Below are 13451 nucleotides of genomic sequence, written 5' to 3'. Positions count from 1 at the left end.
GGCTGCGACAGCGCCACGGTGCTGCACAAGCCCAGGCTGCTCAGCGATAACGGCCCCAGCTACATCGCCGGCGAACTGGCGGAATACATCGATGCGCAGAAGATGAGCCATGTACGCGGCGCTCCGATGCATCCCCAGACCCAGGGCAAAATCGAACGCTGGCACCAAACCCTGAAGAACCGCATCCTGCTGGAAAATTACTTCCTGCCCGGCGACCTTGAGTCCCAGATCCAAGCCTTCGTCGAGCACTACAACCACCAGCGTTACCACGAGAGCCTGAACAATGTGACGCCCGCCGACGCCTACTTCGGCAGGGCTCCGGCGATCATCCAACAGCGTGAAAGGATCAAGCGACAGACCATCGAACATCGGCGCTTGCAGCACCGCAAGCTCGCCGCGTAACATCAACCCCCAGACGAGGCCCGCACTCCGCTAATTTACGCCGCGAGTTGCGCCAAATGTTCTGACGACTGACAGCCACGTCAAGTAAAGTTCCGAACTGAAAGCGTTTCCCGAGGTTTCGCGCATCTAGCAGAACAATCCGGCGATAACTTCCCGGATGCTGTCCGCACCACCCTCAGCCTACTACGTCCCGTGGCGCATTTCGACATGATAGCTTATCGCCTCTCTAGAGAGCCGGAAGAAGGCACCAACGATTTTGCCCAGAAGTTTCCGCTAGAGACACTTCGACTACTTGACGCGTTGGTCGCGGATGACAGGTCGCAAATCCCTTATGAATTGGGCAAGGCATTGGAGAGCATCGCAGAAGCTGCCCCCTCCTTGCGACGCACAAGGGAATGGCGACGCCTATATGATCTGACCGTCTGAACTGCCCCGAGTTTGCCGGAGGGCGATAAACATGAGCTTCACTAAATGTAGTTCCGCTTCCGAAACTCCGATTGACCCCGCGAACGACAGCTATGTCGGCGGCAACGGGCCTACCATGGTGGGTTGGGGTGGCAGTAAACGGTCCATGTGGTCACACTCCCGCTATTTGCTTCATATCGCTATACCCCCCCCTGCAAGGGGGAGAGATGGAGAGGGGGTGTCACCGCTGGGCCTGATCCACTGACATCTCCTCTACCACAACCGTCACCCCGGACTTGATCCGGGGTGACGTGTGGAGAGGGTGGGTTGGACACGCCTCAAAGCGCCGCAGGCCATAAACCCCCAACCTCGCGCCAGACGGACAGCCCCCACCCCAACCCCTCCCCTAAAGGAGGAGGGGCTAAAACGTCGGGGGTGCGAGCGGCGTCACGCCCCTGCCGGGTGGCGGGCAGAGCCCGCCCCGCCGGAGGCCTCCAACGCCAACACCCCATTGCCCTCAACTCCGCCCGCTCCTACTCTCCCCCACATGGACAATCTGATCGGCTGGCTTGGCCCGGCGTATATGCCGTTGAAGGCCCTGCATGTGGTCTTCACCTTTTTCTGGATTGCGGGGCTGTTCATTCTGCCGCGTTATCTGGTGCATCAGGCCTCGGTTCCGGTCGGTTCGCCGGAGGATCTGAACTGGCGAGAGCGGACGGTTCGCATTCGCCGCATCATATTGGTGCCCAGCCTGATAATGGTGTGGGTGCTGGGGCTTGCGATTGCCATCAGTTACGGCTTTGCGCAGGCGGGCTGGATTCATGCCAAGATGTTTCTGGCGTTGCTGCTGTCCGGCTATCAGGGCTGGATGACGTCGGTGTCGAAAAAGATGGCCCGGGGTGAGCGCCCGGTATCGGAAAAGGCCCTGCGCCTCTGGAACGAGGTGCCGGCGCTGTTCACCATCCTGATCGTCGGTCTGGCGGTGTTGAAACCCTTTTAGGGCGTTTTAGCGCGATCCGCCGCCGCTGATGATGTTGGCGATCACGAACAGGATGCTGCAATTGGCGATCAGCCCGGCCAGCAGCAGGAACATCCCGGCGATGGGTCCGACACCCAGCATCGGGACGAGGTTGCTCCACGGCAAGGTCAGCGCGGGCGCGACCCATGTGGGCACGGGCGAATGGCTGCCCATATGGGCGAATTGCAGGGATGCCAGCGCGGCGATTCCGGTGATCAGCCACAGCCAGCCGATCGTGCGCAACGTATCAATCATGCGACCCTCCTTCTTATGATTGTTACTTAATAATAACCTATTCTACGCCTGAGTCCAACATGCCCCGTTAGGGGCGCGAGTCACCGATAATTCGCTTGACCCTCGCGGTGCACGGGCCTACCGGCGCGAAGGCGGGCCCCGTCCTGGTGCGCCCCCTTTCCCGCCAGAGATTAGGTCACCGTTCCATCGCGGTGCGCCACTGGCCCGAATACTCATTTTCGGAAAGCCTCCATGCATCTCCTCGAACTGAAGAAGAAGACTCCCGCCGATCTCGTTGCCATGGCCGAAGAGCTGGGCGTCGAGCAGGCCTCCACCCTGCGCAAGCAGGACCTGCTGTTCGGCATCCTGAAGGCGCTGGCGGATGCTGGTGAGGAGATCATCGGCTCCGGCACGATTGAGGTGCTGGCGGATGGCTTCGGCTTCCTGCGTTCGGCAGACGCCAATTATCTGGCCGGGCCGGATGACATCTATCTCCAACCCTCCATGGTCCGCCGCTGGGGCATCCGCACGGGTGACACCATCGAGGGCGAAATCCGCGCGCCGAAGGATGGCGAGCGCTATTTCTCGATGGTGAAGCTGAACAAGATCAACTTCGACGATCCGGAAACGCTGCGCCACCGGGTGAACTTCGACAACCTTACGCCGCTGTATCCGAACGAAAAGCTTAATCTCGACAACGCGGACCCGACCAACAAGGACAAGTCCAGCCGTGTCATCGACATCATCAGCCCGCAGGGGAAGGGCCAGCGGGCGCTGATCGTCGCGCCGCCGCGCGTCGGGAAAACGGTGCTGCTGCAGAATATCGCCAAGGCGATCAGCGCCAACCACCCGGAAGTCTATCTGATCGTTCTGCTGATCGACGAACGGCCGGAAGAAGTGACGGACATGCAGCGCTCGGTGCAGGGCGAAGTGATTTCCTCCACCTTCGACGAACCCGCCGCGCGGCACGTGCAGGTGGCGGAAATGGTGATCGAAAAGGCCAAGCGCCTTGTCGAGCACAAGCGCGACGTGGTGATCCTGCTGGATTCCATCACCCGTCTCGCCCGCGCCTATAACTCGGTGGTGCCAAGCTCCGGCAAGGTGCTGTCGGGCGGTGTGGATGCCAACGCCCTGCAACGGCCGAAGCGCTTCTTCGGTGCGGCCCGCAACATCGAGGAGGGCGGCAGCCTCTCCATCATTGCAACCGCGCTGATCGACACCGGCAGCCGCATGGACGAACTGATCTTCGAAGAGTTCAAGGGCACCGGCAACAGCGAAATCGTGCTGGACCGCAAGGTGGCCGACAAGCGCATCTTCCCGGCGATGGACGTCGGCAAGTCCGGCACCCGCAAGGAAGAGCTGCTGGTGGATAAGGCCACGCTCTCCAAGATGTGGGTGCTGCGCCGGATCCTGATGCAGATGGGCACGGTGGATGCGATGGAGTTCCTTCTGGATAAGATGAAGGATAGCAAGACGAATGAGGATTTCTTCGGCAGCATGAATCAGTAGCAAAGCTACTGATTCAGAAAGCCGGCTGCGATTAAGGCGTAGCCTTAACTCGCAGACTCGGCGGCTGCCGCGGCCGGCTGAGTCGGCGATCTCTATCGCCGACCAGTCCGACGAGTCCGGCTTTGCCGGACCTTTCTTCCTTTTTCTTCCCGCCCCCAGCCGGACTCGGCGGCTCAGTCGCCGGCCGGCCCCACCGCGTGCGTGCCCTCCACACCCTCCTTTCCAACACACCCCAAGATTGCGCCAAAAGCAGCAGTCTCCACCCCGAAGATGCGCCATCCAGCCAGCGCATTCATCCGGGAGACATATCTTGCGCCGCGTCCTTCTCGCCACAGCCCTCACCTCCATCCTCACGCTTGCGGCCTGCAACCAGAAGGCGGGCACGGCCGAAGGCGCAGACCTGATCCTGCACGGCGGCCCCATCCTCACCATGGAAGGCGATCAGCCCAGCTATGTGGAAGCGGTCGTGGTGGACGACGGCAAGATCGTCTTCGCGGGCAGCGACGCAGAGGCGATGAAGCTGAAGGTGTCCGGCACGGTGGTGAAGGATCTGGAAGGCAAGACGCTGCTGCCCGGCTTCATTGATCCGCACAGCCACTTCATCGATTCCCTCGTGCTGGCAGATCGCATCAACGTCTCCGCGCCGCCGGTCGGCCCGGCCTCCAGCCCCGATGAAATCATCAAGACGCTGACGGAAGGGGCCGCCGCCAAGGGGCTGAAGCCCGGCGAATTGCTGCTGGGCTGGGGCTATGACGAGAATCTGATGCCCAAGGGGCAGACCCTTTCGCGCGAACAGCTCGACAAGGCGTTCCCGAACAATCCCGTGGGCGTGATCCATGTCTCGATGCACGGTGCCGTCATCAACTCCAAGGCGATGGAGATGTTCGGCTATACCGATGGCATGCCGACGCCAGAAGGCGGCGTGATCCTGCGCAACCCCGGCACGCAGAATCTGCAGGGCCTGGTGATGGAAACCGGCTTCCTGCCGATGCACAGCAAGATGCCGACGATCGGCAAGGATCAGGAACTCGCCGCTGCTAAGGCGGGGCAGCTGATTTACGCGGCAGCCGGCGTCACCACGGCGCAGGAAGGCTCGACAACGCTGCCGGTGCTACAGCAGCTGCAACGCGTCGCCGCGCAGGATGGCATGATCATCGACGTGATCGCCTACCCCTTCATCACCGACGTGGCGGCGATCCTGAAGGAAAACCCCCCCTCCACTTTCGGCAGCTATAACAAGGGCCTGAAGCTGGGCGGCTGCAAGGTCACGATGGACGGCTCGCCGCAGGGCAAGACGGCGTGGTTCACCACCCCCTATCTCACGGGCGGACCGGCAGGTGAAAAGAACTGGACGGGCGGCCCCGGCATCCCGGTCGACGCCATGAAGGCCATGATCAAAACCTGCTACGACAATGACTTGCAGGTGCTGATGCACGGCAATGGTGATGCCGCGATCGATTTCCTCATCGCCGCCCACAAGGAAATCGGTGCCGCCGATCTTACCAAGGACCGCCGCACCGTCTGCATCCACTGCCAATTCATCCGGCCGGATCAGATCGCGGAATTCGCCAAGCTGAAGATCATCCCCTCGCTGTTCACCGATCACACCTTCTTCTTCGGGGATACCCACATCAAGAACCGCGGCCTGAAACAGGCGAGCTTCATCAGCCCGATGAAGGCCGCCATCGAAGCGGGCCTGCGCCCCACCAACCACACGGATGCCTTCGTCGTTCCCGTCGACCAGATGATGACGGTGTGGACCGCGGTGAACCGCCCGCTGCGCTCCGGCGGCGTGCTTGGGGCCGATCAGCGCATCACCCCCTATCAGGCGCTGCAGGCGATCACCACCAACGCCGCCTACCAGTATCGCGAAGAGGCCTCAAAGGGCTCCATCGCGGTGGGCAAGCGCGCCGATCTTGTGATCCTCTCGGCCGACCCCAACAAGGTCGCGCCGGAAACCATCAAGGATATCAAGGTGATCGAAACCATCAAGGACGGCAAGACGATCTACCCGGCCAGCTGACCGGATCAATCCTCTCCATAGGCAAAGCCGGACAGGGCCGCCACGTCCAGCAACCGCAGCCGGTTGTAACTCTTGGCGATCCAGCCCTGTTCGGCGAACTGGCCCAGCAAGCGGTTCGCATGGTGGCGCGACACATTGGCCATCTCGCCCAGTTCGCTTTGCGTCAGCAGGCAACCGTCCGGGTGCGACGACTTCACGCCACCCAGCGCGCCAGACACCCGCAGCAGCACGGCAGCGGTCCGCTGCCCGGCGTCGGGTATCAGCAGGTCTGAAATGATATGCGTCAGCAGCTGGCTGTTGCGGTCGGCCAGCTCGCCCACCAGCCGCGCGGCCTCAGTGTCCTCATGGATCCATGCGGTCAGCGGCGGCAGCGGCACCAGCAGCACCCGCGAATCCTCCAACGCCCGGCTACCAATGCTTCGCGCCGCATTGCCAAGCGCAGGCCCATGCCCGAACCAGCCGCCCTCGCGCACGACATGCCCCAGCCGCAGCGGGTGCAGATTGGTGCAGCCCTCCATGCCGATCCCGCCAGACAGCACGGCATACATCCCGCCGGGCGGGTCGCCGAACGCGAACAGCCGCTGTCCGCGCTTTACCGCCAGCTGACGCCCCATGCCCAGAATCTTCTGCCGGAAGCCCGGCGTGGTTTCCGTCAACCAGCCGCGCCGCATCAACACGTCCTCGAGCCCGCCCACAGATAGACGGTCCCGCACATCGGAAATCAACGGCGCAGACGTCGCCATTCAGTGCCCCTTCCGGCCATGCCCAGCCTTGCCCCTGCTTTCCCATGCCGCCCCGGTCTGCGCAAGCACATCGAACAGCCCGCGACAAACGCGGCGGAGCGATTTTGTCACGCTGGACGCAGCCATTGCCTTCTGCAACTGTCCGGGCGTCCAACTTGCAGCAGACAGGGCCAAAAAATGCGTAGCACCACCCTCGCCATCGTCTCGGGCATCGCGCTGGCGATCCCCGCTCACGCACAGGTCGCACAGACCTTGCCCGCCCGTCCCACGGTTCCCACCCGCCCGTCGCCCCCGGCGCAGACGCTGCCCGCCCCCGTCCCGCCCTCCGGCCCCGGCCACAGCTGGGATCAGTCGCACAACCTGCCGCAATATTTCGCGGGCACGGTGCGCTGCGAATCCCAGAACCACCGCACCCGCACCTGCCGCGCGAATACGCAGAACCGGGTGGAAATCGTGCAGGTGCACGGCGGCTCCTGCCAGCGCCACCGCAGCTTCAGCTACACCAGCACGAACATCACAGTTTCCGATGGCTGCCGCGCCACCTTTGCCTATGGCTATGGCAATGTCCGCCCCCGCGCAGACAGCGGCTCCAGCGCCCTGCCATGGGTGCTGGCGGGCGCAGGGGCCACCGCGGGCATCATCGCCATCGCCAATTCCGGCAACGACAAGCCGCAGGAAGAAGCCCGCCCGGCCCCTGTGCAACCCGCACCCCCGCCGCCGGCCCCGGAAACAAAGCCCGCGCCCAAGCCGGAACCGCAAACGCCGCAGCCGCCCTTCGCCTCTCTGCCGCCCGCCAAGCTGGATGCGAACATCCAACTGCTGACGCCGGATCAGCAACGCAGCATGCAGCCCTGCCTGTTCGAAGCCGCCCGGCAAACCGGCGTCACCGGCGGCAGCCACCTCCGTCTCGATTCCGTGGACGAAATCGTTCAGGGCAACGGCGGCTGGCGCTTCCGCTTCCGCGCCACCGGCACATGGCCCAACGGCCAGCGCCAATACAGCGCCTTCTGCCGCGCCACACCGACACAAGTGATCGAGTTCACCGTTTCGCGGCCCTGAGGGCGCGGAGGCGTTGTGGTTGAGGGGGCTTTGCCCCCTCAAACTCCCCCAGCAGGGGCGTGAGGCCCCTGCACCCCCGACGTTCTTAGCCCCTCCCCTGCAGGGGAGGGGTTGGGGTGGGGGTCATCCGCTTGGCGCGAGGGTGGGAATTATTGCCTGAGGCGCTTTGAGGGCTGCCCACCCACCTCTCCACTCGTCGCCCCGGACTTGATCCGGGGTCCAGCTTTCCACTCACAACCTTGCCGAAGAACAGTTGGACCCCGGATCAAGTCTAGGGTGACGGCTGCGGTTCGGGGGAGGTTGGTGGGTTTGTTCAGGGGCCTTCGACAGGCTCAGGCTGAGCGGGTGGGGAGGTTTGTGGGTCAGGCCCGGCGTTGCTCCCCTCTCTCCAACTCTCTCCCCAGCGGGGAGAGAGAGCCTTCGTTGCGCCGCAGGCAATCGAAGTTGATCACGCGCGCGGCGTTGGGAGTTCAGGCGCAATGCCAATTTTGAGGGTGCAGGGACATCATGTCCCTGCTGGGTGCAGGGCAAAGCCCTGCCCGCCGGAGGCAAAACTGCCCGCCTGCCCCGTCAACGCCCCTCCCCCTCCGCAGCCCGCCCCACTCGGTAGGCGCCGCGGATCAGCGTTCGCAGGGCCAGCCGGATGCGGATCCAGTTGCGGTCTTCGTTCAGCGGTACGGCGGCGAAGTGGCCGCGCTGGCTGGCGGAGAGGACCATTTGCTGGATGGCGCCCAGCAGCAGGGCGTTGATGGCGGGTCCGTCGATGCCCAGTGGCGGTTGCAGTTGGGGGTTGGCTTCCAGTTGCCGCATCAGGGCGGCGTTGCGCGCGGTGGCGAGCCGTTCAATCAGGGGGGAGTTGTCGGCCAGTTCCCATGCGGCGATTTGCCGGGCGAGCGGATCCCGGCGGAAGGATTCGAGATAGTTGAGCAGCGTCTGTTCGACGAAGTCGAGGTAGGTTGCGGGGGACGTTGCCGGGGTGTCGGTGGCGCGGGTGGCGATTTGCCGGCCGATGGCGTCGGCCAGCCCTTCGGCTCCGCCGAAGTAGCGATAGATCAACTGCTTGTCGCACCCGGCGGCGCGGGCAACGGCGTTGACGCCGAAGCCCTTGAAGCCGGTTTGCGCCAACTGAACTTCGGCGGCGGCGAGGATGGTGGCCTCTGTCCGCGCCCGGTCACGCGTTTGCCGTTGCTCTGTCATCCGGTGAATCTAGGCCCGTGCGGACGCAAAGTCACCTGCCAGAGACAGGAGCTCATTGTGCGGCGGGCGGGGCCTTGGCAAAGCGCTTGAAGAAGCTTTCCTCGTTCCAGCGCGGCCGTTCGGGCTGATCGGCCACAGAGAGAATCAGCCTCTCCAGATAACGGTTGAAGGTCACCGCATAAGCCGGGTTGATCGGTTGGGAGAGGTCGTCTGACGGGGCATGATAGCGGTTGGTCAGCCAGTCTTTCTGGATGGCCTGCTGTTCGGGATTGCTGGAAGCGAACTTCAGCGCCAGCGCGGGCACGCCGGTGCGCACGAAGCTATACTGATCGCTGCGCACGAACAGGTTCCGCTCGGGCGCTTCATCCGGCACCTGCGTCGCCCCCACTTCGCGGGCGGCGCGGGCGGACACCAGCCCAAGGCTCGATTCCTCCGCGCCCAGCGCCGTCACATGGGTGAAGGGCCACAGCGGCAGATACATGTCCATATTGATGTTGGCGACGATGGCGTCGGCAGGCACGGTGGGCCGGTTCGCGAAGTAACGGCTGCCCAGCAGCCCGCGCTCCTCGGCCGTCACGGCCACCAGCAGCACAGAGCGTTTCGGCTTTTTCGCCTTCAGCGCGCGCCCCGTTTCGATCATGGAGGCGATGCCAGAGGCATTGTCCATCGCGCCATTATAGATGGCATCGCCGTTCACCGGCTGGCCTACGCCCAGATGATCCAGATGCGCTGTCAGCACGACATATTCGGATTTCAACTTGCGGTCGCGGCCGGGCAGCAGCCCCACCACATTGGGGGAGGTCAGCTGCCGGTCCACCGCGGCGATTTCGCCCGCCAGCCGCCGGTTCAGCGGGAAGCGCGGCAGTTCCGCACCCGCATCGGCCAGCTTCACCATGTCGGCAAAGCTGTGCCCGGATTTGGCGAACAGCATGCCCGCCTCAGCGGGTGAGAAGCTGCCCGTGAAGAAGGGCTGCTTCGCATCGTTCAGGGCAGGGTCGCTCAGCCGCATACCCGGCGTGTTCGCGAACAGCTTCTGCCGCGCCCAGGGCACGTCCATCTGGTTGGGATTGGCGATGTTCAGCAACCCGATGGCCCCGGCCCGCTGCATCGCCGGCCACAGTTCGGCGCTGCGCGCATGGCTTTTCAATGCGCCGGAAATTCGCGCCGGCCCGCTTGCCAGCACCACGGCGATCTTGCCCTTCAGATCGATGCCCGCGAAATCGTCATGCCCCGCTTCCGGCAGGTGCAGGCCCGAGCCGATGAACACCAGTTCGGCGTCGAACGGCCCCTTCATCTGCGGCACCCGGTTGCCCGGCAGCACCTGCTCGCCCAGCTGCAATGGCGCGCCGTCCAGCGCCAGCTTCGAAGCGGGCAGGTTCAGCGTCTGCTCCGTCAGCGCCACACTCTGCAGATAGCCATCGGTGCCAGCAGGCTGCAGCCCCAGCTTCGCGAACTGCTCCGCCACATAGGCAGCAGCGCGGTCATAGCCCGGCGTGCCCGTCAGCCGCCCTTCCATATTGTCGTCGGCCAGCACCTTCACATGCGAAAACCAGCGGTCCCCGGCGGTGTCCGCAAGGGCGGGGGCAGACAGCAACAGGATGGAGGCAAGCAACAGGTGGCGCATCAATTTCTCCTTTGCACCCCCGGATGCCGCAGCCGCAGGCACCGTGCAACCTTGCCATCCTGTCGCGCCGGGCGCATCCCTTGGCGCATGCGCAAAACCCTGCTTCTTACCGCCTTGCTCTCCACCCCGCTCGCCGCGCAACCCGCCGCATGGCCGCTCAGCCAGACGGAGCAGGCCAGCCCCGCCGTCCCGTCCGTGCTCCGCTTACGCGAACGCGCGACGATCGAGGACAAGTGGCTGGCCGAACGGCTGGACACGCTCGCCCTGCCGCTGATGCGCGAGGCGGGTGTGGATATGTGGGTTCTCGTGGCCCGTGAATATGTGGACGATCCGGTGCTGAAAACGATGCTGGACGGCGAGAATTTCACTGCCCGCCGCCGCACCATCCTCGTGCTGACGGACCGCGGCGAAGGCCAGCCGCTGGAGCGCCTGACTGTCAGCCGCTATGGCCTCGGCGGCCTGTTTGACCCCAGCTGGAAACCCGAAGAACAGCCGGACCAATGGGCGCGCCTCGCCGAGATCATCGCCGAGCGGAACCCGAAGCGCATCGCCATCAACATCTCGCCCGAAACCGCCTTCGCAGACGGGCTGACGGCGGGCCAGTTTCAGGAATTGCGCGCCGCCCTCCCGCCCGCGCAGGCCGCGAAGCTGACGCAGGCCGGAGACCTCGCCGTCAACTGGCTCGCCACCCGCACGCCATCGGAAATGGCGCTCTACCCGATGATCGTGCGCACGGCCCACGCCATCATGGCCGAAGGGCTTTCCAACAAGGCCATTACGCCGGGCAAAACCAGCGTGGCAGACCTTGAATGGTGGTTGCGCGAACGCATCGCCGAACTGAAGCTGGAAACATGGTTCCATCCCGGCGTCGCCATTTTCCGGCAGGGTGAAGCGAAGGAGCTGACAGGTGACAGCATCTTCCAGCCCGGCGATCTCGTCTGGCTGGATTTCGGCATCAGCTACCTCGGCCTCAACACCGACACACAGCACCTGGCCTACATTCTGAAGCCGGGCGAAACAGACGCCCCCGCCGGTCTGAAAGCCGGCCTCGCCGCCGCCAACAAGGTGCAGGACGCCGTCACCTCCAGCTTCCGAACCGGCCTTTCCGGCAACGAAATTCTGCTGCAAGCCCGCCGCAAGGCACTGGCGCAAGGGCTGGAACCCACAATCTATTCCCACCCCATCGGCACGCACGGCCACGGCGCGGGCGCCGCCATCGGCTTCTGGGATGATCAGGCCCCCTCCCCACGCGGCAACCATAAGCTGCGCCCCAACACCGCATGGTCCATCGAACTCAGCAACCTGCACGCCGTGCCGGAATGGAACGGCCAGAAAGTCCGCTTCCAGACCGAAGAAGACGCCTTCTTCGACGGCCAGACAGTGCGTTACATGGACGGCCGCCAGACGGAGCTGAAACTGATCCGGCCGAAGTAGGGGGAGCCGTTGCCGCCGTTGGGCTTTTTTGCCTCCGGCGGGCAGGGAAATGATTTCCCTGCACCCTCTAACTTTGCGTTGCGCAGGAACTCCAGCGCCATTCGGGTGATCAGATTCGATTGCCTGCGGCGCTACGGAGGTTCTCTCTCCCCGCTGGGGAGAAAGTACGAGAGAGGGGAGCAACGCGGGGCCAAGCCCACGAACCTCCCCACGCTCTCCCAACCTCCCCACCCGCTCAGCCTGAGCTTGTCGAAGGCCCGTGAGAAACCCACTACCCTCCCCACACCCACACCCGTCACCCCGGACTTGATCCGGGGTCCAGTTGTTCTTCGGCAAGGTTGGAGATGAAAGCTGGACCCCGGATCAAGTCCGGGGTGACGAGTGGAGAGGTGGGTGGGATACGCTCCAAAGCGCCGCAGGCTATAAATCCCAACCTCGCGCCAAGCGGATGGCCCCCACCCCAACCCCGCCCCTCGAAGCGAAGCTGACGCGAAGCGTCAATGGGAGGGGCTCAGAAAAAGTCCGGGGGTGCAGGGGCGTCACGCCCCTGCCGGGGTGAAGGGGCAGAGCCCCTTCGTTCTCAAGCGCCACGCAAAGGCAACGCTCAGCGCACCCCCGCCCAATACATCACCCCGCCGGTCGCGCGGGGCCAGCCGTAGCCATTGACCCAGACGGCGTCGATGTCGCCGGGGCGTTGGGCGATGCCTTCGGCGAGAATCTTCCGGCCTTCGGCGACCATGGGGGAAAGTAGCCGGTCGAGGATTTCGGCTTGTGTGTGTTCCTTCACCACCCCGCCTTTTTCCGCCACGAAGTCGCGGATCATCTGTTCGACAATGGGGCTGGGGGTTCGGCTGCGGTCCGGGCCGTAATCGTAGAAGCCTGCCGATGTTTTCTGGCCCCGACGGTCCAGTTCGCAGAGGCGATCACGCAGGGTTTCACCTTTGCTGGTTTCCTTGCTCCAGCCGATGTCGAGCCCGGCGAGGTCTGACATCTGGAACGGGCCCATGGGGAAGCCGAAATCGGTCAACGCGCGGTCCACCTCCCATGGCATGGCCCCTTCCAACAGCAGCTGGTTGGCGGCTTGCTGTCGGGTGGAGAGCATGCGGTTGCCGATGAAGCCGTCGCAGACGCCGGAGACGACGGGGACTTTGCCGATCTTCACGCCGATTTCCATCGCGGTTTTCAGCACGTCCGGCGCGGTTTTCGCCCCGCGCACCACTTCCAGCAGCTTCATCACGTTCGCGGGCGAGAAGAAGTGCATGCCCAGCACATCCTGCGGACGGCTGGTGGCGGATGCGATCTCGTCCACGTTCAGATAGCTGGTGTTGCTGGCGAGGATGGCGCCGGGTTTGGCGATGCCGTCCAGCTTGGCGAAGGTTTCCTTCTTGATCGCCATATTCTCGAAGATGGCCTCGATGATCAGGTCTGCGTCTTTCAGGTCGCCGATGTCGAGGCTGCCGGTAAGGAGGGCCATGCGCTGCTCCACCTGTTCAGCGCTGAGCTTGCCGCGCTGGGCGGAGCGTTCGTAGTTGGCGCGGATGACCTTCAGGCCGCGATCCAGCGCGGCCTGCTCGCGTTCCACGATCATCACGGGGATGCCGACATTGGCGAAGTTCATGGAAATGCCGCCGCCCATGGTGCCTGCGCCGATCACGCCGACGCTGCGGATGGGGCGGGTCGGCACGTCTGCGCTGAGGCCTTCCACCTCGGCTGCCTTGCGTTCTGCCGCTGCGATATGCGCCAAAGCCCCTTCGTTCATATCTTTCCCAGTCATCTTTTCCTCCCCATATGCTTGGCCTAGAG

Annotated in this window: 12 protein-coding genes; 7 read left to right on the top strand and 5 right to left on the bottom strand. The window is 64.0% G+C overall.

Annotated elements, in window-relative coordinates; all coding sequences use genetic code 11:
- The 3 genes from FJQ54_RS08395 to FJQ54_RS08385 form a co-directional block, all read left to right on the top strand.
- On the top strand, positions 1–402 hold a 402-nt coding region (locus FJQ54_RS08395; RefSeq protein WP_140927965.1), incomplete at its 5' end, for an integrase core domain-containing protein.
- A gap of 192 nt (positions 403–594) precedes the next feature.
- Complete coding sequence (locus tag FJQ54_RS08390) at positions 595–828, top strand: hypothetical protein (RefSeq protein ID WP_140927964.1); 234 nt, start codon at positions 595–597, stop codon at positions 826–828.
- Between the two features lie 526 nt (positions 829–1354).
- Positions 1355–1807, top strand: coding sequence for a CopD family protein (locus FJQ54_RS08385; protein WP_140927963.1), 453 nt, complete (start codon positions 1355–1357; stop codon positions 1805–1807).
- Between the two features lie 6 nt (positions 1808–1813).
- Here FJQ54_RS08385 and FJQ54_RS08380 read toward each other — a convergent pair whose 3' ends face one another.
- Positions 1814–2080, bottom strand: coding sequence for a hypothetical protein (locus tag FJQ54_RS08380; RefSeq protein WP_140927962.1), 267 nt, complete (start codon positions 2078–2080; stop codon positions 1814–1816).
- A 231-nt stretch (positions 2081–2311) separates the two neighbouring features.
- Between FJQ54_RS08380 and rho the strand changes: the two genes are divergently transcribed.
- Both rho and FJQ54_RS08370 read left to right on the top strand, forming a co-directional pair.
- A complete protein-coding gene (rho, locus tag FJQ54_RS08375) occupies positions 2312–3568 on the top strand; it encodes a transcription termination factor Rho (RefSeq protein WP_140927961.1) in 1257 nt (418 codons plus the stop codon).
- A gap of 310 nt (positions 3569–3878) precedes the next feature.
- The gene (locus FJQ54_RS08370; protein ID WP_207790393.1) at positions 3879–5591 is read left to right on the top strand and encodes an amidohydrolase; all 1713 of its coding nucleotides are present in this window, start codon (positions 3879–3881) and stop codon (positions 5589–5591) included.
- A 5-nt stretch (positions 5592–5596) separates the two neighbouring features.
- Here FJQ54_RS08370 and FJQ54_RS08365 read toward each other — a convergent pair whose 3' ends face one another.
- The gene (locus tag FJQ54_RS08365) at positions 5597–6334 is read right to left on the bottom strand and encodes a Crp/Fnr family transcriptional regulator (protein WP_140927960.1); all 738 of its coding nucleotides are present in this window, start codon (positions 6332–6334) and stop codon (positions 5597–5599) included.
- 177 nt (positions 6335–6511) lie between these two features.
- On the opposite strand from FJQ54_RS08365, the gene FJQ54_RS08360 reads away from it, so the two are divergent.
- Positions 6512–7393 (top strand): DUF3011 domain-containing protein, encoded by an 882-nt coding sequence (locus FJQ54_RS08360; RefSeq protein ID WP_181160054.1) that lies wholly within the window; start codon positions 6512–6514, stop codon positions 7391–7393.
- 570 nt (positions 7394–7963) lie between these two features.
- Here FJQ54_RS08360 and FJQ54_RS08355 read toward each other — a convergent pair.
- Together FJQ54_RS08355 and FJQ54_RS08350 are read right to left on the bottom strand one after the other, a co-directional pair.
- The gene (locus tag FJQ54_RS08355; protein ID WP_140927958.1) at positions 7964–8590 is read right to left on the bottom strand and encodes a TetR/AcrR family transcriptional regulator; all 627 of its coding nucleotides are present in this window, start codon (positions 8588–8590) and stop codon (positions 7964–7966) included.
- A gap of 52 nt (positions 8591–8642) precedes the next feature.
- A complete protein-coding gene (locus tag FJQ54_RS08350; protein WP_140927957.1) occupies positions 8643–10214 on the bottom strand; it encodes a M28 family metallopeptidase in 1572 nt (523 codons plus the stop codon).
- Between the two features lie 87 nt (positions 10215–10301).
- On the opposite strand from FJQ54_RS08350, the gene FJQ54_RS08345 reads away from it, so the two are divergent.
- Positions 10302–11648 carry a M24 family metallopeptidase gene (locus tag FJQ54_RS08345; RefSeq protein WP_140927956.1) on the top strand — a complete coding sequence of 449 codons (1347 nt, stop codon included), beginning with the start codon at positions 10302–10304 and terminating at the stop codon, positions 11646–11648.
- Between the two features lie 604 nt (positions 11649–12252).
- Here the strand turns inward: FJQ54_RS08345 and FJQ54_RS08340 are convergent.
- Entirely contained in the window at positions 12253–13422 is a 1170-nt protein-coding gene (locus FJQ54_RS08340) for a 3-hydroxyacyl-CoA dehydrogenase (protein WP_140927955.1), read from the bottom strand.
- Positions 13423–13451 lie beyond the last annotated feature (29 nt).

Source organism: Sandaracinobacter neustonicus, from assembly GCF_006385875.1.
In the GTDB taxonomy this organism is placed as follows: domain Bacteria; phylum Pseudomonadota; class Alphaproteobacteria; order Sphingomonadales; family Sphingomonadaceae; genus Sandaracinobacteroides; species Sandaracinobacteroides neustonicus.
The sequence above is the reverse complement of the archived record's forward strand: the minus strand, read 5'-3'. Positions and strand labels throughout refer to the sequence as shown.

What these genes read in the sequence shown, in the direction of transcription:
- FJQ54_RS08385 (WP_140927963.1), top strand. Translation starts at nt 1,355, where the DNA reads ATGGACAATCTGATCGGCTGGCTTGGCCCGGCGTATATGCCGTTGAAG.
- FJQ54_RS08380 (WP_140927962.1), bottom strand. Translation starts at nt 2,080, where the DNA reads ATGATTGATACGTTGCGCACGATCGGCTGGCTGTGGCTGATCACCGGA.
- rho (WP_140927961.1), top strand. Translation starts at nt 2,312, where the DNA reads ATGCATCTCCTCGAACTGAAGAAGAAGACTCCCGCCGATCTCGTTGCC.
- FJQ54_RS08365 (WP_140927960.1), bottom strand. Translation starts at nt 6,334, where the DNA reads ATGGCGACGTCTGCGCCGTTGATTTCCGATGTGCGGGACCGTCTATCT.
- FJQ54_RS08360 (WP_181160054.1), top strand. Translation starts at nt 6,512, where the DNA reads ATGCGTAGCACCACCCTCGCCATCGTCTCGGGCATCGCGCTGGCGATC.
- FJQ54_RS08355 (WP_140927958.1), bottom strand. Translation starts at nt 8,590, where the DNA reads ATGACAGAGCAACGGCAAACGCGTGACCGGGCGCGGACAGAGGCCACC.
- FJQ54_RS08350 (WP_140927957.1), bottom strand. Translation starts at nt 10,214, where the DNA reads ATGCGCCACCTGTTGCTTGCCTCCATCCTGTTGCTGTCTGCCCCCGCC.
- FJQ54_RS08345 (WP_140927956.1), top strand. Translation starts at nt 10,302, where the DNA reads ATGCGCAAAACCCTGCTTCTTACCGCCTTGCTCTCCACCCCGCTCGCC.
- FJQ54_RS08340 (WP_140927955.1), bottom strand. Translation starts at nt 13,422, where the DNA reads ATGACTGGGAAAGATATGAACGAAGGGGCTTTGGCGCATATCGCAGCG.